The sequence below is a fragment of the Rhodococcus sp. G6(2025) genome, from assembly GCF_058628105.1.
This window is the reverse complement of the sequence record NZ_CP179750.1, coordinates 4,990,429-5,015,177: the sequence shown is the minus strand read 5'-3', so window position 1 is coordinate 5,015,177 and position 24,749 is coordinate 4,990,429. Positions and strand designations below refer to the sequence as shown.

22 protein-coding genes and 4 pseudogenes are annotated in these 24,749 nt (G+C 65.0%); 12 read left to right on the top strand and 14 right to left on the bottom strand.

The window, feature by feature from the left end:
- Nucleotides 1–178 precede the first annotated feature (178 nt).
- The 3 genes and pseudogenes from ACLIVD_RS22990 to ACLIVD_RS22980 all read right to left on the bottom strand — a co-directional run.
- Nucleotides 179–427: pseudogene (locus ACLIVD_RS22990) on the bottom strand (FAD-dependent oxidoreductase); the annotation flags it as partial.
- A complete protein-coding gene (locus ACLIVD_RS22985; RefSeq protein ID WP_283351825.1) occupies nucleotides 316–1,161 on the bottom strand; it encodes an SDR family NAD(P)-dependent oxidoreductase in 846 nt (281 codons plus the stop codon). The pseudogene ACLIVD_RS22990 and the gene ACLIVD_RS22985, both read right to left, overlap by 112 nt.
- Nucleotides 1,162–1,168: 7 nt before the next feature.
- Nucleotides 1,169–1,462, bottom strand: coding sequence for a 2Fe-2S iron-sulfur cluster-binding protein (locus ACLIVD_RS22980; RefSeq protein ID WP_491932917.1), 294 nt, complete (start codon nucleotides 1,460–1,462; stop codon nucleotides 1,169–1,171).
- Nucleotides 1,463–1,841: 379 nt separating this feature from the next.
- On the opposite strand from ACLIVD_RS22980, the gene ACLIVD_RS22975 reads away from it, so the two are divergent.
- Entirely contained in the window at nucleotides 1,842–2,219 is a 378-nt protein-coding gene (locus ACLIVD_RS22975) for a hypothetical protein (RefSeq protein ID WP_491930724.1), read from the top strand.
- Nucleotides 2,220–2,663: 444 nt separating this feature from the next.
- Here ACLIVD_RS22975 and ACLIVD_RS22970 read toward each other — a convergent pair whose 3' ends face one another.
- A complete protein-coding gene (locus tag ACLIVD_RS22970) occupies nucleotides 2,664–4,673 on the bottom strand; it encodes a fatty acid desaturase (RefSeq protein WP_283351827.1) in 2,010 nt (669 codons plus the stop codon).
- A gap of 197 nt (nucleotides 4,674–4,870) precedes the next feature.
- Between ACLIVD_RS22970 and ACLIVD_RS22965 the strand changes: the two genes are divergently transcribed.
- Nucleotides 4,871–5,110 carry a hypothetical protein gene (locus tag ACLIVD_RS22965; RefSeq protein WP_411194629.1) on the top strand — a complete coding sequence of 80 codons (240 nt, stop codon included), beginning with the start codon at nucleotides 4,871–4,873 and terminating at the stop codon, nucleotides 5,108–5,110.
- A gap of 128 nt (nucleotides 5,111–5,238) precedes the next feature.
- Here the strand turns inward: ACLIVD_RS22965 and ACLIVD_RS22960 are convergent.
- Nucleotides 5,239–5,548 (bottom strand): annotated as a pseudogene (locus ACLIVD_RS22960) (IS481 family transposase); the annotation flags it as partial.
- A gap of 112 nt (nucleotides 5,549–5,660) precedes the next feature.
- Here ACLIVD_RS22960 and ACLIVD_RS22955 point away from each other — a divergent pair.
- From ACLIVD_RS22955 to ACLIVD_RS22945, 3 genes are all read left to right on the top strand, one after another.
- Entirely contained in the window at nucleotides 5,661–6,911 is a 1,251-nt protein-coding gene (locus ACLIVD_RS22955; RefSeq protein WP_283351828.1) for a PucR family transcriptional regulator, read from the top strand.
- 460 nt (nucleotides 6,912–7,371) lie between these two features.
- On the top strand, nucleotides 7,372–8,154 hold the full coding sequence (locus ACLIVD_RS22950; protein ID WP_283352165.1) for a DUF3109 family protein: 783 nt from the start codon (nucleotides 7,372–7,374) through the stop codon (nucleotides 8,152–8,154).
- 672 nt (nucleotides 8,155–8,826) lie between these two features.
- Entirely contained in the window at nucleotides 8,827–9,120 is a 294-nt protein-coding gene (locus ACLIVD_RS22945; RefSeq protein WP_283351829.1) for a hypothetical protein, read from the top strand.
- 178 nt (nucleotides 9,121–9,298) lie between these two features.
- Here the strand turns inward: ACLIVD_RS22945 and ACLIVD_RS22940 are convergent.
- Nucleotides 9,299–9,612: pseudogene (locus tag ACLIVD_RS22940) on the bottom strand (phospholipase D-like domain-containing protein); the annotation flags it as partial.
- 209 nt (nucleotides 9,613–9,821) lie between these two features.
- Between ACLIVD_RS22940 and ACLIVD_RS22935 the strand changes: the two are divergent.
- Both ACLIVD_RS22935 and ACLIVD_RS22930 read left to right on the top strand, forming a co-directional pair.
- Nucleotides 9,822–10,115, top strand: a complete 294-nt coding sequence (locus tag ACLIVD_RS22935) for a hypothetical protein (protein ID WP_105422014.1) — start codon at nucleotides 9,822–9,824, stop codon at nucleotides 10,113–10,115.
- Nucleotides 10,116–10,467: 352 nt separating this feature from the next.
- Nucleotides 10,468–10,809: a hypothetical protein gene (locus ACLIVD_RS22930; protein ID WP_283335122.1), complete on the top strand. Its 342-nt coding sequence runs from the start codon at nucleotides 10,468–10,470 to the stop codon at nucleotides 10,807–10,809.
- A gap of 393 nt (nucleotides 10,810–11,202) precedes the next feature.
- Here the strand turns inward: ACLIVD_RS22930 and ACLIVD_RS22925 are convergent, their stop codons facing one another.
- The 5 genes from ACLIVD_RS22925 to leuC form a co-directional block, all read right to left on the bottom strand.
- On the bottom strand, nucleotides 11,203–12,528 hold the full coding sequence (locus ACLIVD_RS22925; protein ID WP_283351830.1) for a hypothetical protein: 1,326 nt from the start codon (nucleotides 12,526–12,528) through the stop codon (nucleotides 11,203–11,205).
- 126 nt (nucleotides 12,529–12,654) lie between these two features.
- Complete coding sequence (locus ACLIVD_RS22920; RefSeq protein WP_491930723.1) at nucleotides 12,655–16,164, bottom strand: indolepyruvate ferredoxin oxidoreductase family protein; 3,510 nt, start codon at nucleotides 16,162–16,164, stop codon at nucleotides 12,655–12,657.
- 30 nt (nucleotides 16,165–16,194) lie between these two features.
- A complete protein-coding gene (locus ACLIVD_RS22915; RefSeq protein WP_491930722.1) occupies nucleotides 16,195–16,974 on the bottom strand; it encodes an RraA family protein in 780 nt (259 codons plus the stop codon).
- Nucleotides 16,967–17,587: a 3-isopropylmalate dehydratase small subunit gene (leuD, locus tag ACLIVD_RS22910; RefSeq protein WP_491930721.1), complete on the bottom strand. Its 621-nt coding sequence runs from the start codon at nucleotides 17,585–17,587 to the stop codon at nucleotides 16,967–16,969. Before leuD ends, ACLIVD_RS22915 begins: the two co-directional genes overlap by 8 nt.
- 2 nt (nucleotides 17,588–17,589) lie before the next feature.
- Complete coding sequence (leuC, locus tag ACLIVD_RS22905; protein WP_283335118.1) at nucleotides 17,590–18,996, bottom strand: 3-isopropylmalate dehydratase large subunit; 1,407 nt, start codon at nucleotides 18,994–18,996, stop codon at nucleotides 17,590–17,592.
- Nucleotides 18,997–19,251: 255 nt separating this feature from the next.
- On the opposite strand from leuC, the gene ACLIVD_RS22900 reads away from it, so the two are divergent.
- The 5 genes and pseudogenes from ACLIVD_RS22900 to ACLIVD_RS22880 all read left to right on the top strand — a co-directional run.
- Nucleotides 19,252–19,725, top strand: coding sequence for an Lrp/AsnC family transcriptional regulator (locus ACLIVD_RS22900; protein ID WP_283335117.1), 474 nt, complete (start codon nucleotides 19,252–19,254; stop codon nucleotides 19,723–19,725).
- A 296-nt stretch (nucleotides 19,726–20,021) separates the two neighbouring features.
- The gene (locus ACLIVD_RS22895; RefSeq protein ID WP_283335116.1) at nucleotides 20,022–21,431 is read left to right on the top strand and encodes an SLC13 family permease; all 1,410 of its coding nucleotides are present in this window, start codon (nucleotides 20,022–20,024) and stop codon (nucleotides 21,429–21,431) included.
- A 138-nt stretch (nucleotides 21,432–21,569) separates the two neighbouring features.
- Nucleotides 21,570–21,734 carry a hypothetical protein gene (locus tag ACLIVD_RS22890; protein ID WP_283335115.1) on the top strand — a complete coding sequence of 55 codons (165 nt, stop codon included), beginning with the start codon at nucleotides 21,570–21,572 and terminating at the stop codon, nucleotides 21,732–21,734.
- A 133-nt stretch (nucleotides 21,735–21,867) separates the two neighbouring features.
- Complete coding sequence (locus ACLIVD_RS22885; protein WP_283335114.1) at nucleotides 21,868–22,395, top strand: MaoC family dehydratase; 528 nt, start codon at nucleotides 21,868–21,870, stop codon at nucleotides 22,393–22,395.
- A 197-nt stretch (nucleotides 22,396–22,592) separates the two neighbouring features.
- Nucleotides 22,593–22,805: pseudogene (locus ACLIVD_RS22880) on the top strand (transposase); the annotation flags it as partial.
- Nucleotides 22,806–22,973: 168 nt separating this feature from the next.
- Here the strand turns inward: ACLIVD_RS22880 and ACLIVD_RS22875 are convergent.
- From ACLIVD_RS22875 to ACLIVD_RS22865, 3 genes are all read right to left on the bottom strand, one after another.
- Entirely contained in the window at nucleotides 22,974–23,555 is a 582-nt protein-coding gene (locus ACLIVD_RS22875; RefSeq protein ID WP_283335113.1) for an ATPase, read from the bottom strand.
- Complete coding sequence (locus tag ACLIVD_RS22870; protein WP_283335112.1) at nucleotides 23,552–23,926, bottom strand: TA system antitoxin ParD family protein; 375 nt, start codon at nucleotides 23,924–23,926, stop codon at nucleotides 23,552–23,554. The genes ACLIVD_RS22875 and ACLIVD_RS22870 overlap by 4 nt, the downstream gene beginning before the upstream one ends.
- A gap of 227 nt (nucleotides 23,927–24,153) precedes the next feature.
- Nucleotides 24,154–24,606 (bottom strand): hypothetical protein, encoded by a 453-nt coding sequence (locus ACLIVD_RS22865; RefSeq protein ID WP_349307436.1) that lies wholly within the window; start codon nucleotides 24,604–24,606, stop codon nucleotides 24,154–24,156.
- Nucleotides 24,607–24,749 lie beyond the last annotated feature (143 nt).

Below are 24,749 nucleotides of genomic sequence, written 5' to 3'. Positions count from 1 at the left end.
CGTTGTCCTAATACGTTGCCGGACAGTGAAATTCACACGTCCGGCGGGGCGCGCGCGAGCATTCTGTTCCAGAGAACGCAGGCATCGGTACAAACTGTTGGGCCGCCGTTCTGCCGGGTTCCAGCGTTGTCGCAAAGCCGAGACCCAGCATCGCGAAGTTCACCGCGCTCACGATCAACTGGGGACCTTCGTGGTCCGCGAATTGTCGGCCGGCTTCGAGTACCGCTACACGGTAACCCCTCTCCACGAGAGGGAGAGCGGCTACGCTGCCGCCGAAACCTGAACCGATGATCACGACATCGAAGTCGAACGTGCTCAACCGGCACCCGCGACGGTCCGGGGGTGCTTGGTTCCGGTATGCCAAGCTAACCAATGAAATGGGCGTGGGATCGCACGCGCGATAGGGTGCAGGGCAGCCCACCTCCATGGTGCATGGACATCGTCCGCATCGCGGCGTAGTGCCGAGACGACGACGTCGGCGACTTGCTCGGGAGTCATAGTGCCGAGGAGCTTCTCAATCCTCGGAATCCGATCTTCAGCACCGGGGTTGCGGTCGAAGTAGGGGGTGTCGACCTTCGCAGGCGTTACCGAAGAAACACGAATGCCAGTGCCGCGCAGATCTTGTCGAAGAGACTCGGTGAACCCGCGGACGGCATAACGAGCTGACGCATAACCGACTGCCCCGGGCCAGGGAACCGTGGCAGCTGGAGTATTTATCTGCAGGATGTTACCGGAGCCCCGGGCTATCATCGGTGTCACGAATGCACGGCTGACAAAGAATGCGGCAAAGTATGGCGCAGCCATCATCTGGACTGCGTCCTCCGGATCGGTTTCGTCGAGGAACAGGAACCGGCCGGCACCAGCATTGTTGACGATGATGTCCGGAACACCGATATCCCCGAGCACCTGGTCGGCCAAGTCTTTGACCTCCGAGTACGACGTAAGGTCAGCGGGAAAATCGTGCGCTTGGCCGCCTCGAGATCGGATCAACTCGGCCGTTTTTGTCAGTGGCCCGGGTGTTCGGGCGACGAGGATCACTTCTGCGCCGGCAGCGGCGAGGGCCGCGGCGGTAGCAGCACCGATACCTGATGACGCTCCCGTCACTACAGCTAGTTTCCCGGTCAATTTCATTGTGATGGTTCGTTTCTGATTGAGGGTCAATGGATGATCAGCTGTCGTAGCTGATGGAGATCGCGGAACTGGTTGGGCGAGATTGGCAGGTAAGAACTGACCCGCGTGCAACGTCATCCTCGCCGAGTGCATAGTTCTGCTCCATGTGAACTGGCCCGCGTGGGAGGATCGCCTTGCAGGTCGAGCAGGCGTCGCCGCTGCAGGAGTGCGGGGCGCCTGAGTTGTCAGGTCCATTGCTGCTGCTTCGTTTTCCGGTGAGACCGGTCGGGCCAGCCCCATACCTCGCTCGGGCTGTTCCGGAAGGGTCATTTCCACTCCGGGGAGGGGCCAGGTGGGCTTTAGAGCAGGGTGACTGTGTCGGAGGTCTTGATTGGTGCTCCTTCTGGACCGGCGGTATGGGTCGAGATCCAGATTGGGTGGTGGCGTTGTTCGCTGGGATTCCATTGCTTCTTCCAGTGACCTCGCACTGTCCAACGATGCGAGTAAGTACGTGTTGGTGTCTCGTCTTGGGTGGCCCGCACTGAGGACCGGGACCGGGAGGAAGAGTACGTGACCTGTGAGGGCTTCCTGCACCGCCGGGTGGTCGCAGACTTCGTGGCAGTCACTGTTGTGGACTCGGTCTGGGTCGTTCGCTGCCGGAGTATGTGAGTGAAGGAGACGAAGACCTCGAGAATCTGCGCGGATGTCCATCCGCGGTAGTTTGTGAGGGCTTGCTGCGGGACATCCGAATCCCCGGCGCGGGTGAAGTCGTCGATCGAGTGCAGGCTCGGTGGAGTGTCGCTTTCGGGCGGGCTGAGTTCGGCTTCCGCGGTCGGGATCGGCAGGTAGTCGTGGTTGCCGAATCGGTATGCCGAACCTGCGCGGAGCTCACCTTCGTCGCCGAGGAATTCTTCTACTCCGGCTGCCGATACGAGCTGGACCGAGAGATGCGTGTCATACAGGATATTCCAGAGAAGGACGAGTCCGCCTTCGGGTCGGGCGAGATACGCACTCCGGAAGGTGACGGCAGGTCATCGGGTGTCACGCTCACTTCGGCAGAAGCCTTGCTACCGGCGCGGATGAGCGCTGTCATTTCCTCGGAGGCGTAGTACGCGTGCCGGTCGGCAGTAGCCCCGCTCGTGCACCGATACGCGCTGTACATTCCAACCGGATCCACCGGCGGTCACTCCCGCGCTCTCGCGCGGACCCCGCGTTGTGCTACCCATTCCGCATCACTGTCGAGTCGCGCGAGTCGCACTATGAGTGGGCGGACGATCAAGTGCGGCATGGGGATAAATGAATTGACGTCCTGCCTGCGAACCTTAGGCATGCGAGTTGTTCCTTTGGTGTTGCTTGGTGGGGATCGGGACGAGCCGAATCGGGTTGGCCAGATCGAAATCGGTGCGTTCGGATCTGGCGCAGCCGACCAAGCGCTTACCGAGGCAGCCGCCAGAATCTTTCAACACCGCCCACTGGCGACCTGGCGATCGCCGATGCCGATCGAGGCGCCGGCGACGCGTGCGACCTTTGGCGGTGTTCGCGCATGTGTGGGCTCAGCTGTCGTAGTCGACTGCGACCGTTGGGGTGGTGGGATGGGACTGACAGGTCAGTATGAAGCCGGCCTCGGTTTCGGCGGTCTGAAGTGCAAAATTTTGCTCCATCGAGACTGCCCCTGTGGTGACTCGGGCTTTGCAAGTGCCGCACGCGCCGCCAAGGCAGGCATAGGGGGCGTCGATGTCGTTTTTCAGCGCGGATTCGAGGACCGTCTCACCGGGGGCGAGTTGCACGATGTGATTCGCGCCGGACAGTGTGATGGTCACTTCGGAGGCGGGAAAGGCCTCGACGTGGGTGGGTCGCTTCGTGCCGCGGAACAGTTCGAGGTGGATCCGCTCGGTCGGCACTTTTTCGGTTGCGAGGTCATCGCGGATTGTGGTGGTGAGTTCGCTCGGGCCGCACAGGTACCACCGGTCGATCGACGTGAGGTCGGTGGCGAGCAGGCGTTGAACCATCGCCAGGTCGATACGGCCGCGAAGCGATGCGGGGTGGTGCGCCTCGGCTGAGCGGACATGGAAGATGCTCAGCCGGTCGGCATATCGGGATTCGAGCTCATCAAGTTCGGCGGCGAACATGGTCGACTCTGCGGTTCTGTTGCCGTAGAAGAGGGTGAATCGGCTCTCGGTCTCGATCTCCATCGTGGTGCGCACGATCGACAGGATGGGTGTGATGCCGCTCCCGGCGGCTACCACGACATGGTGGTGCCGAGCGAGTGGATCGAGGGGTGCGCCGAAGCTACCCGTAGGCGTCATCAGCTCCAGGAGGTCACCGGCTCGCAGCGTTTCGACCGCGAACGTTGAGAACATTCCGCCGGTGATGTGGCGTACTCCGATCGCGAGTTCTCCCGATGTCGCCGAGGTGCAGATCGAGTAGTTTCGTCGCACCTCCTTCCCGCCGACGCGGTGTTGAACGGTCAGGTGTTGGCCGGCCTGGAAGGCGAACTGGTCGCTGAGGTGATCGGGAACGTCGAAAGTGACTTTGACGCTGTCTGGGGTCAGGCGCTCGACGCTTTTGACAGGGATCGGGTGGGTGCTGGCATGGCGTGCCGCGGAGGAACGCGGCATTCGGACGGGGAGCAGTGCGGCGAGGGCGCCGTTGAGGCGTTTCCACTCCTGGTACTGGGTGGCGTCGAGATGTTGGCCAAAGACGGTGCTTATTGCCGGGTCGCGCTCGAGGTAGGCGGCTTCATTGCGTCGCCACGCCGCGACGTAGCGGTAGAAGGGGATGGAGGGGTGTAAGTGGTGGACCAGGTGATAGTTCTGCGACAAGAGCAGGGGAGTCAGGATCCACTCCGAGCCGACCCGGTTGCGGGTCGCGCGATAGCGGTTCTCGCGTTGTGTGTCGTCGAGGTCGTGGTGGGGTAGCCAGTCGAACCACCACGCGAGCGCGAACATCGCCACCCGTTCGGGAATCAGGTAGATCAGCGCGAGCGTCCACAGATGTCCCGCGAAGGCGGCCGACGCGATGACCGTCACCGACAGGGTCATCAAAGCCGCCGTTTCCAGGACCTCGGCGCGCGGGCGGCGACGCAGGTTGCGCACCAAGAAACTGATGTAGGGCAGGTCCATAGCCGGAAACCGGATGGGCAGCTGCCACCAGGGTGAGGCGCTGACGAAGTGATCGGGATCGGACTCACCGTCATTGGTGTTGCGGTGGTGCTCGATATGGATGAACGCGAAAGACCTGAATGAGATCAGAGGCGAGACGAAGAACATTGCCAACCGACCGAAGGCGACGTTGACCCAGCGATGTGAGCTGATCGAGTAATGCGAGGCGTCGTGCAGCACGGTGAACAGGACGAAGATTGCTGCGGAGCTCGCGGCGATGGTGGCGATCGCAGGCAACGTGTCGGTGAGCGCGGCCCAGGTCGAGAGGCCGAAGAGCGTAAGCGCAAATGTGCCGATACCGACAATCGGCCAGGACAGCGCAGGAACCTGCTCGCCCGGATCAGGCAAGGCGTGCTGCGAGGCCGCTACTGGGGGTTGGGGTGCTCGAGTCGTAGTCGGCATCGGACTCCTCCTTCGCGCTTCGGGATGAGATGCCAACCTACTAACGGCCGGTGTCGGTCGACAAGGCCTTCCCAGCCCTCTCCGGTGTGCTGTCAGCACATTCTGCGTGCTCGGTGTCCGTTTAGTAATGCTCTGACCCGCGCAACGCTGAGGCCCCCAGCACATTGCAGACGATCAGCGCTGCGTGTAGTTCGGCGATGTTGATCGTTGCCGGCCGGCTCCAACGCCTCCATATCGGCGCTGTAGCGCCGACCAAACCGCTACAGCTGACCGGTCCTGCAACGGGTGCGTCGCGCCAAGGAGCGCAGTCACGACAGGAGCGGGGTCGTCGTCAGGACGAGGTCGCCGATGCGCTTGCCGCCTCGGGTGCCCTGGACGAGGTGCTCGCCAAGATCGATGTCGGCGAAGTGTTGCCCGGTGATTCGGGCGATCGCTGATGAAAGTCGCTCTCGAACGCGGTCTGAACGCGGAGATCATCTCCTACTCGGCGAGCTGCCGACGCAGCCGGGTCAGCTCGTCACGCTCAGCGGCCGTCAGCGGTTCCTTGCCGTCTCGCTGCGCGGCATCGAGCGCGGTAGCAGGAGCCGTTGTCGGTGACGATCCGATTGATGTTGGCCGACGGAAGTGTGCAGCGAAGAACACCCGGGCTCGATGCATGAATCCGATTGCCGTCAAGGCTTTCTCATCGGTCAGGGCCTCGGTGTATGCGAGCGGAAGAACCCGTCGACGGCGGAGTGCAGGTACCCGTAGCCGGCGCGGGCTCCGGCAGCCTCGGCGCGTTCGACGGCCTTCGCCTGGTCAGAGCGTTTGCCGTGGGCATGCCAGCCACCGCCTTCCGGTATCCGCCCGACCTTCGTCACATCCACGTGCACCATAAGCGCGTGGGTGGTACTTCTCGTCCTGCCGTCGGAGTCCTGTCCCCTTCGCTCAACCCATGCCCCGCCCGGCGTCTACAACGTCATGACTCGCAACAACTAGTGTGCAGATATGGAGGCGCTGGAGCCGGCTCACGCTGCGGAGGCTGGAAGGGGTATCGCTGCGTATTTGCTGGCGAATGTGTCCAGCCTGGCTGACGACATGCTGCGGTACTTAGTCGAACGGATACCGGAGGTCGGTGGGGATGCTGAGCTTCGCGGTCTGACTTTGGGATCGTGCTCGTCGAATCTCGAGGCGGTACTTTCGATGGTTCGTCATGGGATCGATGCAGCGGCTGCGGAGGCGCCGGTAACGGCGCTCGAACACGCGCGGGCAATGGCATCACGAGGGCACAGCGTCGATGTGATGCTGCGGTTCTATCGGTTGGGCCACGAGTACTTCACCGAGAAGCTTTCCGAATCGCTGACTGACTGGATCGAGGACCCCGCGGTCGCGTTGAGGACGTTTGTCGATCTCGAGCGTTTCGGATTTCGATACATCGACCGCATCTCCAGTCTGGTGGCTGCCGAGTACGTCGCTGAGCTCGACCGACGCCAGACCCAGGCACGAGCCGAGCGCGACGACGTCGTGCGGGCACTGCTCGCTGGGGAGCGCGTCGACATCGCTCGCGCTGAACGTGTGCTCAGCCACCGGCTCACCGGTCGGCAGATCGGTTTCGTGTGCTGGGTCGACGACCGCGGCGTCGACCTCGAGGGATTCGCTCGGCGGGTTGGTCGGTTTCTCGGGGCGGGTCACTCACTCGTTGTGGCGGACGGCCCACTCGCGGTGTGGGGGTGGGCCTCGATCACGGGGGACGTGAGGACTTCGCTCACGGGCATGGCGAATGAGTTTCCCGGCGAACGCGACAACGTTCACATCGCGGTGGGCTCACCCCATCCGGGGGCGGCCGGCTTCCGCACCTCCCATCTCGAGGCCTTACGCGCACGCCGAATCATCGAACTGTCCGGGCGCGCGGCGCCATCGATCACCCAGTTCAGCGATGTTGCGTTGGTGGACGCCATCTCGCGCGACCTGGATGCGGCGCGGGCCTTCGTCGCCGCTCAGCTCGGCGCTCTCGCACGGGACGACGCGAAAGAGCGCGGCGAGCGCGCCGCGCTCTTGGCTGTGCTCGACGCGCAAGGGAGCCTGGCGACCGCAGCGAGCACCTTGGGAATCCACCGGAACACGGTCCTGCACAGGGTGCGTCGTGCCGAAGAGCGCAGGGGCCGGCCGGCAACGATCAACATCGCCGAACTGCACGCCGCCCTACTCGTCTGCGACGTGCTGGGGGCCTCAGTGTTGCCCGATTCATCTCGTCACTGACCGGAGCCAACGCGCGCTGGATGAGCTGACAGCACACCGGAGAGGGCTGGAAGGCCTTGTTGGCCGACACCGCCCGTTAGTAGGTTGGCATCTCATCCAGAAAGCACGGCCGAGGAGTCCGACCCGCGACTGCCTGTGCCACACCCTGGCTCCGATGACCATCGGCCTACCCTGGGTCGGGCGAGGACACACTGGGGGAGTTGCGCTTCCACATGGGGTAGTCGCGCCCCGCGGGCTCTTGGAACGGTCGTCGCGGGCTGACCGGGTGCCGGGCGTCTTGGGCCATGCCGCTCACCGTCGCTTCCGATGTGCGGCGCCGGGACTGGGGTTGATCGTCGGCATATCACCGCTGTGGTGCGTTATTTGCTCTCGGACGGGGACCGGATCAGTCCTTGGTTGTTATGGGGGTCGGCTACCGTGGGGGTTTGTGGCAGCAGGTATTCCGGTGCCGTCGGACAAGATGACACCGAGCCCCGAGGTTGGGCTCGACTTCGCTCGGGAGTGGGTGGAGTTCCTCGATCCCGACGACGCCGAGCATCTCATCGCCGCGGACATGACGTGGCTTCTCTCGCACTGGACCTGCGTGTTCGGCACCCCGGCCTGCCAGGGCATCATCGCGGGCCGACCCGACGACGGCTGTTGCTCGCACGGCGCGTTCTTCTCGGACGAGGAGGATGTCGAGAGGTTGCACGAGTCGGTGAAGCTGCTCAGACCCGAGGACTGGCAGTTCAGGAGGCAGGGTCTCGGGAAGAAGGGGTACATCGAGGAGGACGAGCTCGACGACGAGCCGGCGCTGCGGACCCGCCGCTACAAGGGTGCATGCATCTTCCTCAACCGTCCCGGCTTCGAGGGTGGCATCGGGTGCGCGCTGCACTCGATGGCACTCGAGCGCGGCATCGAGCCGCTCGAGGTGAAGCCGGACGTGTGCTGGCAGCTGCCGATCCGGCGCACTCAGGAATGGGTGGAGCGACCCGACGGCGAGCAGGTCCTGAAGACGACGATCAGCGAGTACGACCGGCGCGGGTGGGGTGAGGGCGGCGCGGATCTGGACTGGTACTGCTCCGGCTCGCCGGACGCGCACGTCGGCGCTAAACCGGTGTGGCAGTCGTATGCGCCGGAGCTGACCGAGTTGCTCGGCAAGGCCGCGTACGCCGAGTTGGCGAAGCTTTGCAAGCGCAGGGCGGGCCTCGGGTTGGTTGCCGTGCACCCGGCGACCGCGGTCGCCGGGAAGAATTCCCAGTAACGGAGCGTCGCTCCCCAAAACGTCGACCCCGGCGGCAGCGTGGTTGCCAAGTAGGCTCTCCGATCGCGACTGGTGTCGAGTGTTCGGGGCAGGGACCTCCGGGATCCGCCGCGAAGGGTATCGGGCCGTCGTCGGCCAATCCCGACTGATGTTGAGTGTGCCTCCCGGGGTGCGCGTTTCGGCCCAACCGCCAGGCTGTCGGGGCGTCCGGTACTACCTCCTAGAGCGTCCGGTCGCTCGGGCAGCAGACACGTTCCACAGGCTGGGGGCTCACCGGTGGTGGCCAGACGTGCCTGCTACGTGGAAACGCACGACTTCCCACGGGCCTATATTCGGCAGCAGCACACGATGACTCGATGACGTGCTGCACTACCGAGCAGCGGCTTGCCGCCGAGGCTGGCAGCCGACACGTCGGAATGTGGCTCGCGAAATAAATTAGGTACTTGCTCGAGCCCGTTCAATCAGAAACCGTCGGAATTAGATTACTTGTCCATTTGAATTGGTCGGTTGTTCAAGTTTCGACTTCGAGAAGATTGTCGTATTGGTGAAACTTCTCGGGTGTTGATGCGATATGCGAAGTAGGCGGTGGATCCGATCGTGGCTTCCCTGGTGGGGTCGGCGTCACCGTTCCCTATCCGAGTCGGGACTTTTTCAGAATCGAAGGTGAGCACGATGAACAAGATCGCGTTGCGCACAGCTGTTGCCTCAGCCGTCATCGCCCCCGTGATGCTCGTGGGGGCCGGCACCGCAACGGCGGCACCTACTGTCACCGCGGGCGGTACAGGCGAGATCAGCATTGCGGTACCGCCGGGGGAGAGCTGGAATTGCTTTGCACTTGACTCGAATTTCGGATTCAAAGCCGGCGTCGGAAGGATCGGCGGTTTTGCGTCGGGGTCCAATGTGACCGTCTTCTGCTTCGGCAGTGTGGCCCCGTTCTTCTTCACCGGGAGCGTCAAGGTGACGTAACCACTTCGTCCTGCCGAATCCGCATTCCATCTGTGAGCGACGGGTCTGCCTGGCGCCCGGCTTTCGATCTGCCGGCCGCGCCCGGAACATGTCGTGTATAAGCAGCGACCTCGGATGCCGCCGTTTCGACCCGACCGCACTCGGGGTCAGGGCCGGACCCCGTCCGCCTGGCGCTCGGGAGGGCGGAGCCGTGGGAGGCGTTGGCGGAGCCGATGACTGCCCGCCGGTCGGTGGCGATGACATTGGCGTGCAGGTTCGGCGAAGACAGCACCCGAACCCCGGCGTCCGCGTAGTACGCGAGCACAATAGGGGAGGTCAGGGCGCCCGTACGGCTGCGCGGGAGGCGTTGACGACGAGGACGTCCCCGGCGCGCAGCGGCAGGGTGGGCGCGTCCTGGCCGAGGTGGGCGATCGCGGCATGCCGGGGCCCGCGCGTACGGATCGCGCGGGTGATGTGCGGCCACGGACTCGGACCGTGGAAGGCGGTCCCCATACCCGGACACGGTAGCGGGGTGTGAATGCCCGGCTCGGTATATCCGGATTCAATATCGACCGGTCAGCTTCTACATCGTGTTGGGGTGGGGTGTTTCCCTCCCTGGGGTGGGCGAACGGACCCCTGGGGTTGCTTCAGTTCGGGCGCTGGAATGGGCAGAGTTGTACCTGTCACCGACGCACTTCCCCGACATCCTCAGGAGCGAATGAATGATCAACGCCCGCCGAACCGTTGCCGCTATCGCCTTCACTGCCTTTTCGGTCCTGGGTGCCGTCGGGGCGGCGTCCGTCGCTCAGGCCGAGCCGATCGGTCCGAACGGTCCCACCGGTGGGCCGTGTCCGATCGTGAACACGGACTCGCAGGGCAACGAGACGGTGACGTACGGCAAGCCCGGTGATCGCAATGGTGCCCTGGTGTGCGGTGCGGACGGCGAATGGACGGTCGGCAAGACCAAGGCCAACCCGGGGCAGATCCAGATTCAGCCCGGACTCTCTCGCGGCTAACCGTCGGCAGCCTCTGCTGTCCCCTCTGAGCCAAGTGCCCCGCATCGATGTCGATGCGGGGCACTCTCGTCGGGAGGGACGTGTCGTCAGTCCTGGTAGAAGCGGTTTTGTGGGCTCATCCTCGTCTACGAATCCAGTAGATACCGTCGGCGCCCGGCAGGTACGAATGCGGTACGTAGCAGGGAAACTCGCCGTGTACTACGCGCCGGAAACCACGTGGGGATCGTCCGGAGTGAGCTGCTACCGACCCACACACAATGTCGACTCGCTCTAGGGAACCGGGAAGGATCCGAACCCAGGGTTGACCGGTACTTGAGGCCATCGGTCGCTCGCGGGCGGCAGGACGTGGGCGTTGACATCGGCGGTCGCGACGACTGTTCCGCTGCCGGTGCCCACTGTCGCCGGGGTATATCGGCACCTCTCGTCCGGCGCGATGGGGCGACTGAAGTCGACGGGCCGCTCGGCTCGGAGCACGGTGGTGCCGGTGGCGCCGGTGGTCAGGTTTCGCCAGTTCACCGATACGTCGATACAGTCGAGCGTGGTGATCGCGATTGTGTTCGAGGGCTCTGCCGCCAAAGTCACCATGCCGGGTGCACCGGTTGTTGCGGACGGAGTCACGGTTGCCAGCAGGTACGGTACCCAGCATCTGAATCCCACTGTGCTACAAGCAGAAACGAACGTCACCGGGGCCTGAAACATCGTTGTCGTCGCCGGGACCGGCGGCGGGTTCGCGGTCGCCGCAGCGGACGAGCCGAGCGGTGCAGCGAGGATGGCCACGGACGCCGCAGTCCAGGCGAAGGACGAACGAGGAAGCGAAACCCACCGCATGGTGTGCCCTCCAATGTGGGACCTGTCGCGACCCCTGTTGCAGTGTTAGCGTACTCGCTGAGCGCCCACCAGCTAGTCAACTCGAGTTCGGTGAAATTGCGGGGCGTTGGATTCGTATGCCCTGTTCACCGGCTCAATTCTCCAGCTGGCTTGTCCGCCGGCATCCGTCTTCCGACGCGTCAGGGAACGAAACCGACGGTCGTGGTCAGCCGGTCGCATTGGCTGCCACGGTGTGTGCGAATCCCGTTCCGACGGGTTATCAGCTCAGGTCGAGTTCGGTTGCGGTGGCGAGGTATTCGATCTGTTCCAACGTGATCGGGACGGTGGAACCCTTGATGGGGGTGGTGCTGATGATGATCTGTTGGGTGGAGGGACGGGTGATCGAGAAGTAGGCGCTGCCGTGCGCGGGGTAGAACCCGCGGGTGAGGGTGGACCCTTCTTTTGACACAGTCGTGATGCGGTTCGGGTCGATCTCGTTCAGGTACTCGTCCTGGCGCGAGGACGCGGGTTGACCGCTGACGACGACGATGTCGAGGCGCCCGGCGGCCCCGGTGGCCGATGTCACGGTGAGCACCTCGCAGACGTTGTCTTTTCCGGCGTCGGTCAAGCGGAGTGATCCGATCGGCCGATCCAGGGTGAGGTCGTTGTTGCCGGGCATGCTCGCCCACCGGGCTTCGAGTGCCTGGTCGAGCCGGGTCACCTTGTCCCGGGTCAGCTCCGGGCCGTTCCAATCGGTGAAGGCCCCGCAGGACGGCATCAGTGGCACGGCCGGGATGACGGGTGCCGTGACCGCCAGGGAGGGGGTGGTGGCGATCGCGGTCAGCTCGTCGAGGGTCAACGGGATCTGTCCGCTGTGGCGGCTGCCTGCCCTCGGGTCGGTGTTGTCGGCGTCGTTGGCCGTGGCCACGATCCGGGTGCCGTCGGGAAGGTACGCGTCGACAGTGCGTTCGAGTGTGCGGACGCCGTTGATCTCGTACCAGGTGTCCAGCGTGTCGAGCACCGTGCCGTCCGGGCGGGTGTCGCGTCGATCCAGCGCTCCTGTCACGCACGGCAGGACGGGACGGTTCCAGGCCTGGACATCGACGGTCAAGGTTCCGACGTGTCCGTCTCGGACCAGCGAGCCGCGGGCGTTTGTCGACCCGTTGAACAGGTCTGCATCCTCCTCCTGTGGGAAGTTGGCGGGGTCGACATCGGTGATCGGCTCGAACTGTAGGGACTGGCGTGGGCTGGCGAAGACCAGCTCCACCGAGTCCGGGAGTGCATCGACGGTGGCCTGTGTCATCGCCGCGGCCTTAGCCCCCGAGAACCATGGATATTTCGGGTTGTCGTACTCGCCGGGCCCGACGGTGGCGAAGTTGACGCGTTTAGGGTCCGAGGGCGGTTCGACTACATCGCACCCCGGTATCCGCGCCGGGTACGGCGCGGGTTCGAAAGCGTAGGTGTACGCGCCGTCGGTGGTGTGCTCATTGGGCCCCGGGTCGTTCAGCAGGCCGGCCACCACGGTTCCGGCGGCGATGGTCGAGAGGATGACGACAACGTCGAACCATCTGCTGTCGCGCCATCTGCGAGCACCGTCCTTGACCACTTTGCCCCCTCGGCGAGTCAGTGTTCACCGTAACTCAGGATTCGGCCGAGACGGCTGCCCACAAGCTGCGCCGTGTTCGCCTGCCTGCTCGGCGGGGACCGTCGTCGCGGTCGCGGCACGTGAGGCTCAGCTGGCGAGCTCGGCGGCGGCGGACTGGTGTGGGTATTCGGCGAGCTGCCCTGTCAGGGTGTCGTGATAGCTGTGGACGTTGCCGACCTTGATCTGCTCGTAGCCGCGGATCATGTCGGGCAGGGCGGCGATCTCGACGGCGGCAGGCAGTGATGCTGCGGTCAGGTCGACGAGGAGCCGCTCGATGATCTGGCGGTATTCGACGATGAGTTCGCGTTCCATCTTGCGGATGTGGTGGTAGCCGAAGACGTCCAGTTTGGTGCCGCGGACTCGCCGCAGCCGGTGCAAGGTCTTGAAGCCGGGATTGACCCAGGAGCCGAGGGAGAGCTTGTTCTTCATGCCCATCGCGCGCAGCATCGGCGGGTGCAGGCGCACCGACCGTTTCGCGCTGCGGCCGAAGGCATCGGTGACCGCGGCGTCGAAGGCGGGGTCGAGGGCAAGGCGCGCGACCTCGTACTCGTCCTTGTAGGCCATCAATTTGTGCAGGTGCTGGGCCACGGTTTCGGTCAGCGCGGTGGATCCGCCGATCAGCGTGGTCTCCTGCGCGCGCACGTGTTCGACGAAGGTGGCGTACTGCTGCGCGTAGGACGCGTCCTGGTAGTCGATCAGGTCCGCGGTCCGCAGGGACACGAGTCGCGCCAGCTCGGAGTCATCGGCAGCAGCGACGGTGGCCGCAATCTGGAGTGCTCGAGGTGACGGCGCCGGCGGGGTGTAGACGGCGCGCCGGGTGCTCTCGATGGCGGCGGTCAGGGCGGCCGGGTCGGCAACGGCCTGGCGGCCACGGCGAAAGGCCTGCACGTTGGTGTGGACTGCGGCACCGTTGAGGGTGATCGCCCGCTCGATGGCGTCGGCGGAGATCGGGAGGACACCGGTCTGGTAGGCCGCACCGACGAGGAGCATGTTGGTGTACTGCTCGTCGTCGAACAGATCCCGCGACAGGCCGGCCGGGTCGAGGTAGACGGACCGGTGGGTGGCGCTGTCGATGGCGGTGCGGATCGTGCTCAACTCGGGGAAGTGCACCGTGGTGTCGACCACCATCTGCCCGGTGGGGATCTCGGTGGTGGAGACGACTGCGATGGTGCTGTCGGGGTTGGCGACCTTCAGATTGGTCGGGTCGGTTCCGACGAGGGAGTCGCAGGCCAGGTACAGATCGCACCGGCCCTGACCGATCTTCGATCCTGTTTCGAAGGCGCGGTCGCTGAGCTTGAGGTCGGAGATGACGGCGCCGCCCTTCTGCGCGAGACCGGTCTGGTCGAGGCTGCGCACGAACTTGCCGTCGAGCACTGCGGCAGTAGCGAGGATCTGCGAGACGGTGACGACGCCGGTGCCGCCGACACCGAGAAGCCGCATTCCGAATTCGGACCCGACCGGCGCAAGTGCCGGCTCCGGAACCAGGCCGGGTGCGATGTCAGGTACGGGGGTGCGCTGCTCGGCGGGACCGGGAGTGACCGTCACGAACGAGGGGCAATCACCTTTCAGGCACGAGTAGTCGAGGTTGCAGGAGGATTGGTGGATGGCGGTCTTGCGGCCGAACTCGGTGTCGACGGGGTGCACGGACAAGCAGTTCGACTTCTCGCCGCAGTCTCCGCATCCTTCACAGATGCGTTCGTTGATCATCACCCGCGTGGTGGGGGTGTCGATTGTGCCGCGCTTACGTTTACGGCGTTTCTCTGCTGCGCATTCCTGGTCGTGGATGAGCACCGTGACACCGGAGACGGCGGCGAGGTCCTGCTGCACCTGCACCATGTCGTCGCGGTCGCTGATCTCGACCCCGCGGGGCAGCTTCAGGGCTTTGACCCGGTTACGGTCCTCGGTGGTGACGACGATCTTGTGGACGCCCTCGGCCAGGAGAAGTCGGGTGAGACGGTCGAGTGGCATGGCGCCGACCGGGTCCTGGCCGCCGGTCATGGCGACGGTGGCGTTGTAGAGCAGCTTGTAGGTGATGTTCTCACCGGAGGCGACGGCGGCGCGCAGCGCCAGACTGCCCGAGTGCATGAAGGTGCCGTCGCCGACGTTCTGGACCAGGTGGTTTTCTTCCAGGAAGGGGGCCATCCCGATCCATTGAGCGCCTTCGCCGCCCATCTGGGTCAAGCCGATGACATCGCCGACCTGTTTGTCGTCCATCAGCAACACCATGGCGTGGCAGCCGATGCCGCCGCCGACGAGGCTGTCCGGGGCCACCTTCGTCGACGAGTTGTGCGGGCACCCAGAGCAGAAATACGGTGTCCGGGTCAGCAGCGGCAGCGTGATCCGTGAGGTCTTGGCCCGCTCGCGCCAGCGCTGGACCGGTTCGATGTCGTACTCGTCGCCGAGGCGGCGGGCCAGAGCACCGGCAATCAGATCGGCGTCGAGTTCGCCGAAGGCATTGACCAGGGGCTTGCCGTGGGGATCGGTCTTGCCGAACACCCTGGGGGCGTTCGCCCGTGGGTAGAGGATGTCGCGGACCGCGGTCTCGATGAAGGCGCGCTTTTCCTCGACGACGATGATTTCGTCGAGGCCGTCGGCGAAGGTGTGCACGATCTGCGGGTCGACCGGGTAGATCATGCCGAGCTTGAGGATCCGGATGCCGAAGCGGCGCAGGTCGGTGTCGTCGAGTCCGAGTACGGTGAGGGCTTCGCGCAGGTCGAGGTAGGTCTTGCCGGAGGTGACGATGCCGATGCGGTCGTCGGGTCCGGCGGCGGCAATGCGGTTGAGGTGGTTGATGCGCGCGTAGTCCAGGGCGCGCGGGAGGCGGTCGTAGAGCTGGCTGCGCTCGAGGGTCAGCAGGTTGGGGCCGGCGAGCTTCGCGCTGGGTACGTAGGTGCTCGGTCCCAGGTCTCCGAAGCTGGGGTCGATTCGGTCGGGGTGCACCACCGCGGTGCCGGCGCCGTCGGCGACGGCGGTGACGAACTTGAGCCCCGACCAGAGTCCGGTGAACCGGGACAGGAACGGTGCGTGCAGTCCGTAGTCCAGTACCTCCTGCGGGTCGGCCGGGTAGAGGGTGGGCATCAACAGATCGGCCATGGCGATTTCGGAGGCGCAGGCCAGGCTCGACGATTTACCACCCGGGTCGTCACCGACCAGGGCGACGGCGCCGCCTCGGGGGTCGGTGCCGATGAGGTTGGCGTGCCGGATGGCGTCCGAGGCGCGGTCGAGGCCGGGCGATTTTCCGTACCAGTAGCCGGTGACTCCGTCCGGCCGCATCCGTCCGACCTGGGGCACCATCTGGGTGCCCAGGACGGAGGTGGCTGCCAGTTCCTCGTTGACCCCCGGGCGGTGCACGATGTCGAACCCGTCGAGGAGTTTGCGCTTGCGCCCGATTTCGAGGTCGTAACCGGCCAGCGGCGAGCCCTCGTAGCCGGAGACGAACGAGGCGGTGCGGTGCCCGCGGCGGCGATCGAGGATCGCCCGGTCACGCAGGGTGCGGACAAGTGCCTGGATGCCGGTCAGGTAGATCGTGCCCTCGTCGAGAACGTAGCGGTCGTCGAGCGAGAAGGTGGCGGCGGGGCTGTGCAGGGTGGAGGACAAGGTGGTTTCCTTCGATGATGTGTCGCCCGGTCACGCCGGGGCGTGACCGGAACCGAGGCCGGCGACGAGTTCTTCCAGGGACGAGGCGGCGTCGATCCGGTCGATGAAGGCGGCTTCGGTGGCGCTGGCGTTCTCGCAGAACTCGACGACCCCGGGGACGTCGAAGAACGGGATCACACAGACACCGTCGATGTCCGCGACGATGTAGTCCCCGGGCTGGACCAGGTAGCCGCACAAGGACACCGGACCGTTGAGCTCGATGACTTCGTACCGGTAGCGAGCGGAGTTGGGGCGGCGCGCGGCACTCCACACCGGTAACCCGGTGTCGAGGATGGAGGCGCTGTCACGGACCGCGCCGTCGACGACGCAGCCGGCGATGCCGGCCTTGAGGGCCCACCGAGCCGACAATGTGCCCATCACCGCCCCCGCGCGTGAGCTCGAGCAGTCCATCACCGCGACGTCGCCGGGGCGGCCGAGCCCGTACACGTCCCGGTCCCCGGCGCCGTTCCAGGACTTACTGTCGCGGACGCTGCTCACGTCGCCCCCCAGGGGGATATAGCGCAGGGTTACTGCCGGTCCGCAGAGCGTGTCTCCCGCCGCCAGCGGTTGCAGGGCGGTGGAATCGAGCACGGCGCCGCCACCGAATTCATCGAGCGCGTCCGCGACGGCGGAGGACACGTCGGGGATCGCGAGCAGCCTCGTGGCGAAGTCGGTGTCGTACCGCGGGATCTCGGTGGTGCGGATCTTCGATTCGGGAACGGTCCCGGTCAGCCGGCGGTGATGATCTTCGACGGTCGAGAGGTCAGGCACGGCGGGCCTCCTGGAGGGTGATGCGGCGGGCGATGGGAAGGGTGCTCCGCCGGGTACTTTCGTAGATGTCGATGTCGGCGACCTGCGCCAAGGTCAGGCTGATGTCGTCGTAGCCGTTGAGCAGGCGCCACCGAACGTTCTCGTTCAGCTCGAACGGGTAGATCACCTCGCCGACACGGACCTGCAGTTGCACCAAATCGACGGTGACGGCCGTGCCGGGCCGGGCCTCGATGCTGTCCCAGATCTGTTCGACCACATCGGCGGGGAGTTGCACGGTGAGCAGGCCGTTCTTGAGCGAGTTGTCGCGGAAGATGTCGCCGAACCGGGGCGCGATGATGGCACGGAAGCCGTAGTCCCGCAGGGCCCAGACCGCCCATTCGCGCGAGGACCCGGTACCGAAGTCGGTTCCCGCGACCAAGACGGTCGCGTCGCGGTATTCGGGCTGGTTGAGGACGAAGTCGGATTGGTCGGCTCGCCATTCGCCGAACAGTGCGTCCGCGTGGCCGTTGTCGAAGTCCCCGGTGAAAAGGCCCACCGGATAGATCTGGTCCGTGTCGACGTCGGAGCGACGCAGGGGTGCGGCGATTCCGGTGTGCTCGGTGAAACTGTCCATCGTCAGCGCTCCTCGAGGTCGGTGGGAGAGGTCAGTCGGCCGGTAACAGCGCTGGCGGCCGCCACCGCCGGTGACACCAGATGTGTTCGCGCACCGCGGCCTTGCCTGCCCTCGAAGTTCCGGTTGTTCGTCGAGGCTGCGCGTTGACCTGGACGCAGCCGGTCGTCGTTGAGTGCCACGCACATCGAGCATCCCGACGAGCGCAGCGACGCCCCGGCCGCGGTGAAGATCTCGTCGAGTCCTTCGGCGACGGCCTGGGCGCGCACCGTTTCCGATCCCGGCACCACCAGGACCTCGATGCCGGGAGCGATCCGTCGTCCCTGCCACACCGCCGCGACTTCCCGCAGGTCCTCGATCCGGCCGTTGGTGCACGATCCGATGAACACGGCGTCGATCTCGATCGCCCTCATGGCGGTGCCGGGGGCGAGGTCCATATACGTCAACGCGCGTTCCGCCGCCGCGCGGGCGACGGGGTCCAGGAACGAATGGGGTGCCGGCACCACGCCGTCGAGCGGAACCGACTGTGCAGGGTTGGTGCCCCAGGACACCCGCGGCGCGACGGCGGAGGCGTCGATGTGCACTTCCTTGTCGAACTCGGCGTCGTCGTCGGAGTAGAAGGTGCGCCAGTAGTCGACTTCCTCGTCGAAGACGGCACCGGACGGCACGTGTGGTCGTCCCCGCAGATACTCGACGGTGACCTCGTCGGGTGCGATCAGTCCTGCGCGTGCCCCGGCTTCGATGGTCATGTTGCACACCGTCATTCGACCTTCCATCGACAGCGCGCGGATCGCCTCACCCTGGTATTCGATGACGTGACCCTGGCCTCCGGCGGTGCCGATCTGCGCGATTATCGCCAGGATCAGATCCTTGGCGGTGGTACCGGCGGGCAGCATCCCGTCCACGACCACGCGCATGTTCTTCATCGGGGTCATCGGCAGTGTCTGCGTGGCGAGGACGTGTTCGACCTGGCTGGTTCCGATACCGAATGCGAGGGCTCCGAAGGCGCCGTGGGTGCTGGTGTGCGAATCACAACACACCACCGTCATGCCGGGCTGGGTCAAACCCAGTTCGGGGCCGATGACGTGTGCGATACCCCGCAAGGGGTCACCGAGGGTGTACAGCTCGACGTCGAAGTCGTGGCAGTTTCTCTGCATATGGTCGATCTGCCGGATGGCAGTGGCGCTTGAAAGGTCACGCAACTCGTCATCGGTCGGGTTGTTGTGGTCGACCGTGCCGAGGGTCAGCTCGGGGCGGCGCACTGTGCGGCCCGCAGCTCGTAGTCCGGCGAACGCGGGCGGGGTGTTTGCCTCGTGCAGCAAGTGCAGGTCGATGTAGATCAGATCCGGCTCACCCTCGGCGGATCGCACGAGATGGCTGTTCCAGATCTTCTCCGCAAGCGTGTGGCCCATGTTCAGTGCCTGTCCCTTCCATTTACTCCAGAGCGCGCCGGCCGGACAGCCGTGCCGCTCTCGGCCGGCGGCGAAATGCGGGTTCGATCGATCCCCGATCTCCGCGGTACTCGATGTGACCCACAACATACGCAGACATGTACCGTGAGATAAACACAGCTCCGAAATTTGCTGCCAAATGCTCAACACAGGTGGGCGAGAGCGGTGCCGACTGCGCATTCGGCCTAGTTTCGGACCCTTACGACAGGAGTAGCAATGGACGGCTTCGACAAGCTTGATCTCGACATCCTTCGGCTGATCGTCGAAGAACCCCGTGCCGGTGTCCGCGAGTACTCCCGCAGGCTCAACATCGCTCGCAACACGGCACAGGCACGGATCACCAAACTCGAGAAGACGGGCGTCATCGTCAGCTGGCGCCCGCAGATCAACCCCGCCCCCCTCGGGTACACCGTGATGGCCTTCGTGCATGTCCACATCGCTCAGAGCGAGATCGACCGCACTCTCGACCGCCTCACCGCGATACCGGAATTGATCGAAGCCAACACCGTCTCCGGTGACGGAGATCTGCTGTGCCGCTTCGTCGCCCGGGACAACTCACACTTCGAGGAAGTGCTCCAGGCGGTCATGAGGACCGACGGGGTCCTACGGACGCGCTCGGAGATCGTGTTGAGCCGGCGGATCTGGCCGCGAACCATCCCCATCGTGGAGAAGCTTCGCCAGGAGCGCTGATCCGGACCTTTGGCCGTGGTAGCGCATGACCGGTGAGCATCGAACCAACAGAGGCGGTTAATTCTGAGCCATTGGCTTCATTTCGCGCGGCGGCGAAGATCCACGGTGAGCATCTGGATGCATTTTCGCCAAGCGGGTTGCTTCTGTGACAGCCATCACCCTTCAATAGGCGGGTGCGGGCCGTCGCCCGACGGGCCCGGCCCGACCGCGACGCCGCCCGCAGTCGGCTCACCGCCCCGGCTCGTCACCGGAAGGCGTGCTCGGAAAACCGAGCAACCACCGAAAGGGTTACCTCCATGCTCTATTTCCTCTCGATCGCGGCGTTGGTAGCGCTGTTCGCGATCGCCACCATGACCCCGATCAACATGGGGGTCCTGGCATTCGCCGCCGCCTTCGTGATCGGAGGTTGGGTCTCCGGAATCGCGCTCGAAGACATCTTCGACTTCTTCCCCGGCAACATCGTCATCGCCATCATCGGGATCACCCTGCTGTTCGGGATCGCACAGCTCAACGGCACCGCGGACTTGATGATCGGCGGAGCACTCAGGCTCGTCCGCGGCAAGCGCTGGGCCATTGTGTGGCTGATGTTCTTCCTCGGCGCAGGCCTGATGACCATGGGATCCACGCTTGCCGTCGGCATGCTCGCGCCCATCGCCATGCCGATCGCCAAGCGCTACAAGATCGATCCGCTGCTGATGGGCATGATGATCAGCCACGGCGTGCTCGGCGCCGCCTTCTCCCCGGTCACCGTCTACGGCGCGTTCACCAACGGTTGGCTGCAATCCGCCGGCCTGCCCAACAACCCGTTCGTGTTGTACGCAGTCCCCCTCGGGCTGAACTTCCTGTTCGCCGTCGCCATCTTCCTGGTGCGCGGACGCGACCTGATGCATTCGGGTGAACAGGACATCGACATCGACATCGACAGCATCACCGACACCGCCGAAACGGCCGAAACACCGCCACGGGGCGGTCAACTCGTCACCACGGGAGCGCCGACCGGCCGCAACGCCACCGCAACCCGCCCGGGGACAGCTACAACGGCCACGACCACCGGATCCGCTCAACCGAAGGTCACGCCCGGCAGGATCGAGGAACTCGAAGCCACTGGATTCACCCCGATGCGGATCGCCACAATCGTCGGCATTCTCGCTCTCCTCGTCGGCGGTGCAGCCTTCCAACTCGACATCGGCGTCTGCTCCATGGTCATCTCGGCGATCCTGCTCTGCCTGGCACCGAACAAGTTGAAAACGGCTGTCAACAACGTGCAGTGGTCAGCGGTCCTCCTGGTCTCCGGAATGCTCACCTACATGAGCGTGCTGAACGAGAACGGCACCGTCGACTTCCTCGGCAATGCGGCGGCCTCACTCAGTTCGCCGCTGCTCACAGCCCTGATCCTGTGCTACGCCGTCGCCGTCCTTTCCGCCGTCGGGTCCTCCATCGGCACCATCGGCATCGTCCTCCCACTCGCGGCTCCGCTACTCCTCGCCGGCGACATCGGCCTCATCGGATTCGTCGCGGCGGTCATCTTCGCAGCAACGATCGTGGACGTGAGCCCACTGTCCAGCAACGGCGTCATGGTCCTCGCCAACGCCCAGGTCCCCGACCGCAACAAATTCCAACGCACACAATTCAAATACACCGGCTACGTCGTCCTCGTCGCCCCGATCCTCGCCTGGGCCCTGGTCGTCCTTCCGACCTCCCTGTAGTTCTGCCCCTGCAGCTCGCCGACACCACCAACTGAGCCGCCGCGCCGGCCGCCCACCACACGAGGGGCAGCCGGCGCCGGGCTGGGGATTCCGCACAAGTTCGCAGCGCTGGGCAGGTACCTGTATCTCGGATTGACCATGGGCGCGGTGGCCGCCGAAGGCATTCTGCGTGCCCAGGACATCCCACCGGACCTGATCATCCGAAAGCGGCTCTTGCCCAGCAAGTCCTTAGCGCAACTCATTCTGGACGACGACGTCGAGGTTGCGGTTCTGGACGGACAGCGGAACCTGATCCGGCTCTGATCAGCGTGTTCTTCGTCCGCGAAGCCGACCTCAGCCGGGGCAGCATCGACATGTTCATCGACCACGACGGCACCTATCGCCCAGTCTCCACACAATAACGACCCGCAAAAAGCCAAATCCCTAAGGACATTCGTTGATTTCCACTCACTTCGAGAACATCCGCGTCGGTGATACCACCACAACCGAGTCGCGCACTATCACCGACGAGTACGTGCAGGACTTCGCCGAGCTGACCTGGGACCGGCACCCGCTGCACCTGGACCCCGAGTACGCGCAGCGGACCCGCTTCGGTCGCCAGATCGCGCACGGCGCGCTGATGCTGTCCACCCTGCTCGGACTGGTCGAACTGCATCCGAGCTACTTGCAGTGCTTCTACGGGCTCGACGAGGTCCGGTTCCATGCCCCGACGTTCTTCGGTGACACCGTGCACGCCGTCTCCGAGGTCATCGCAATCCGACCACGACCCAGCGGTGAGGCCGCGGTCGTCACCTGCAAGGGATCATTGATCAACCAAGACGGCACACTCGTCGTCTCCGGGCACTTCTCCCTCCTCGTGGCGGGAAAGGCTCAGGCCATCGATTTGGCGCACTTCTCGGGCGACGCCGTGCGTCGACGGGCCGATTGGATAAGGGCCTTATCAACTTCTGTCGAGATCTCCTGAACGGGGGCTCGCTCATCGTTTCGGGCGCTTGATCGCGGGGTAGCTTCCCATTGGGATTGCCGCGCGGGCGGCGTGGATGTTCATGGTGTTGGGGGTGTAGCCGAGTAGGCGGCGAGGGATGCGGCGTCGATTTCCTTGCTGAGGTCGTGCAGTGCGGCGTTGCGGGCGGCTCGGATGTCGATGCCGAGTTAGAGACTCACAAGGAGATCCGGCGGCGGACCGATGTCGTCGGGATCTTCCCCGACCGCACCGCCCTCATCCGGCTCGTCGGCGCAGTCCTCGCCGAACAGCACGACGAGTGGATCGAAGCCCGCCGCTACCTCGGTCTCGACGTGCTGGCCCGCTCCCGCGGAACCCACACACCATCCGAACCCGCCGAGGAGGTGACACCGGCGGCTCTGACCGCATAACCACCAGCCGAGGAATCACACGACGACGTCGTACACCACCTCACGGGACTTGACCAGGGCAGCATGGTTCGACTGCGCCATCATCTGGCGGAACAGGCACGCCGCGGACGAGACGCTCCGCCGGATCGTCACCGAGGCAGATGTTGCCTGATGCGGCACTGGTCGAGGCTAGCTGTCCGCGCGCAGAGCCGTCGGGGTCCAGGACGGCCAGGTCGGGTCGTCAATCGGATTGCCATTGGTGAAGCTTGCGACAAGGCGAAACGGGTGAGCTGTGGTGGTGTTGTCGTATACGTAGGCTTGATCGGCGGAGGCGATCGCAGCCCGCAGTAGACTCCACAACCGCCCAAACCGCGCCCGGATCTTCTCCTCGGGCACGTGGTGGCCTCCGTTCGCTACACGGTCGACCACGCGCGCGACGGCCAACTCCTCCGGGATCAGGACCACGTGCAAGGTCACGTGGAATCCTGCTTGTTGGGCGTCGCGGAGCAGGTCGAGTTTCGACTCGTGGGAGAACACGGTCTCGGTGACGAACGATCGGCGTTGGGCGATCCGCTGTGCTCGTTCCTCGGCTGCAAGGGCGGCCGCTTCGTACGCGTGGGTGGCCTCCTCGTTCGGCCAACGTGCGGCGGCGATGACGTCTGCGTTGACGAAGTCCAGGTGCGTGACAGGGCGGAACACGAGCTCGTAGAACGTGGTCTTCCCGGCACCGTTCGGTCCGGCGATGGCGTGCAGGACGGGATCAGGGCTCAAGCGCCGGCCGACTTGCCGTCGTGCGCGGCGTGCCGAACGATGTTCCCGTGTTGGTCCAGCTCGACATAGGAACGGCCGGAGTGGGCGAACTGTTCTGCCAGGTCCAGTCCTTCTCGGCGCTCGGTGATTCGCTCGGTCCATTCCGCACGGACGACCGCCTGTTCCCGGTCGGTCAGCTCGTCGTAGTCGCGTCGGCCGTCCAGGACGTCGGCGACGTCGCGGTAGGAAACGCTGTGGGAGGCTTCCAGTTCGCGGCCGATCCGCGCCCAGTGCGCAATCTGTTGCGCGGCGCTGCGACTCATCCGTCCACCGACCAGTTTCGCCGATGCATACAGCTCGTTGTCGATTCGAGTCGGAGATGTACTTGCCATGTCGGGAACCTTCCTCTCGACACCACTGTAGCAGTCTGCAACAGCCCAGGTGGGTGCGGTGCCTTAGGTCACTTCCGAAGCCTTTCTGAGCAGGCCTGCTGCTGGCACTTTCCTGTTATCGGCGAGTTGATCGGGGGACACCGTCGGCGGCATCGTCAACTTGGCCGGCCCAGGGCTGGATCCGCGAGTATGGAGCCGGGTGAGGGGCCCTGTCGGAGTCGCATCGTTCAGGCTGCGGCAGAGACACCGGTGACCGTGTTCCACACGGCGAATCGGTAAGTCGTCTCGCGTCGCCATTCGGAAGCGGTGAGCAGGTGTCGCCGCGCCTGAAAGTGCCCCGCGATGCCGCCGAACGCCGAGAGGAACCGCTGCGCCTGCCCGGGCGAGGCGAACCGTTTCATCCCCCGCTCGCGTCGTCGCGTGGGCCAGAACAGTGCGTCCCATTCGGCGCGGGCTGCGCGGGCGGCGGTGGGCTCGTGCAGCTCGTTCCCGCTGGCGAGGGCAACCAGGGCCTCGGCGAGCGTGAAGACGGACACGCCGTGACTTCGGGCCGCAGTCACCAGTTCGTCGAAAGCGTCTGCGGCCTCGATCCGGCGGGTCCCGATGACCGCCAGAATCCGCCGATCCCGTTCCGGGACGTGCGTCGCCGGCGGGACTGTCGTCGCTCCAAGGCCCGTCAAGGCTTGGCCGGAGAGACCGAACGCCTGCGGTGAACGACGTCCGTAAGCCGTGTGCGGGAGAACCGCATACACGGATTGACGGGCGGGAGCTGGGGCCGGAGCACCTTGACCAAGGTGACGAAGAAGAACACCGAGCGGGAAAC

What these genes read in the sequence shown, in the direction of transcription:
- ACLIVD_RS22970 (WP_283351827.1), bottom strand. Translation starts at nt 4,673, where the DNA reads ATGCCGACTACGACTCGAGCACCCCAACCCCCAGTAGCGGCCTCGCAG.
- ACLIVD_RS22965 (WP_411194629.1), top strand. Translation starts at nt 4,871, where the DNA reads ATGTTGATCGTTGCCGGCCGGCTCCAACGCCTCCATATCGGCGCTGTA.
- ACLIVD_RS22955 (WP_283351828.1), top strand. Translation starts at nt 5,661, where the DNA reads ATGGAGGCGCTGGAGCCGGCTCACGCTGCGGAGGCTGGAAGGGGTATC.
- ACLIVD_RS22950 (WP_283352165.1), top strand. Translation starts at nt 7,372, where the DNA reads ATGACACCGAGCCCCGAGGTTGGGCTCGACTTCGCTCGGGAGTGGGTG.
- ACLIVD_RS22945 (WP_283351829.1), top strand. Translation starts at nt 8,827, where the DNA reads ATGAACAAGATCGCGTTGCGCACAGCTGTTGCCTCAGCCGTCATCGCC.
- ACLIVD_RS22935 (WP_105422014.1), top strand. Translation starts at nt 9,822, where the DNA reads ATGATCAACGCCCGCCGAACCGTTGCCGCTATCGCCTTCACTGCCTTT.
- leuD (WP_491930721.1), bottom strand. Translation starts at nt 17,587, where the DNA reads ATGGACAGTTTCACCGAGCACACCGGAATCGCCGCACCCCTGCGTCGC.
- leuC (WP_283335118.1), bottom strand. Translation starts at nt 18,996, where the DNA reads ATGGGCCACACGCTTGCGGAGAAGATCTGGAACAGCCATCTCGTGCGA.
- ACLIVD_RS22900 (WP_283335117.1), top strand. Translation starts at nt 19,252, where the DNA reads ATGGACGGCTTCGACAAGCTTGATCTCGACATCCTTCGGCTGATCGTC.
- ACLIVD_RS22895 (WP_283335116.1), top strand. Translation starts at nt 20,022, where the DNA reads ATGCTCTATTTCCTCTCGATCGCGGCGTTGGTAGCGCTGTTCGCGATC.
- ACLIVD_RS22890 (WP_283335115.1), top strand. Translation starts at nt 21,570, where the DNA reads ATGGGCGCGGTGGCCGCCGAAGGCATTCTGCGTGCCCAGGACATCCCA.
- ACLIVD_RS22870 (WP_283335112.1), bottom strand. Translation starts at nt 23,926, where the DNA reads ATGGCAAGTACATCTCCGACTCGAATCGACAACGAGCTGTATGCATCG.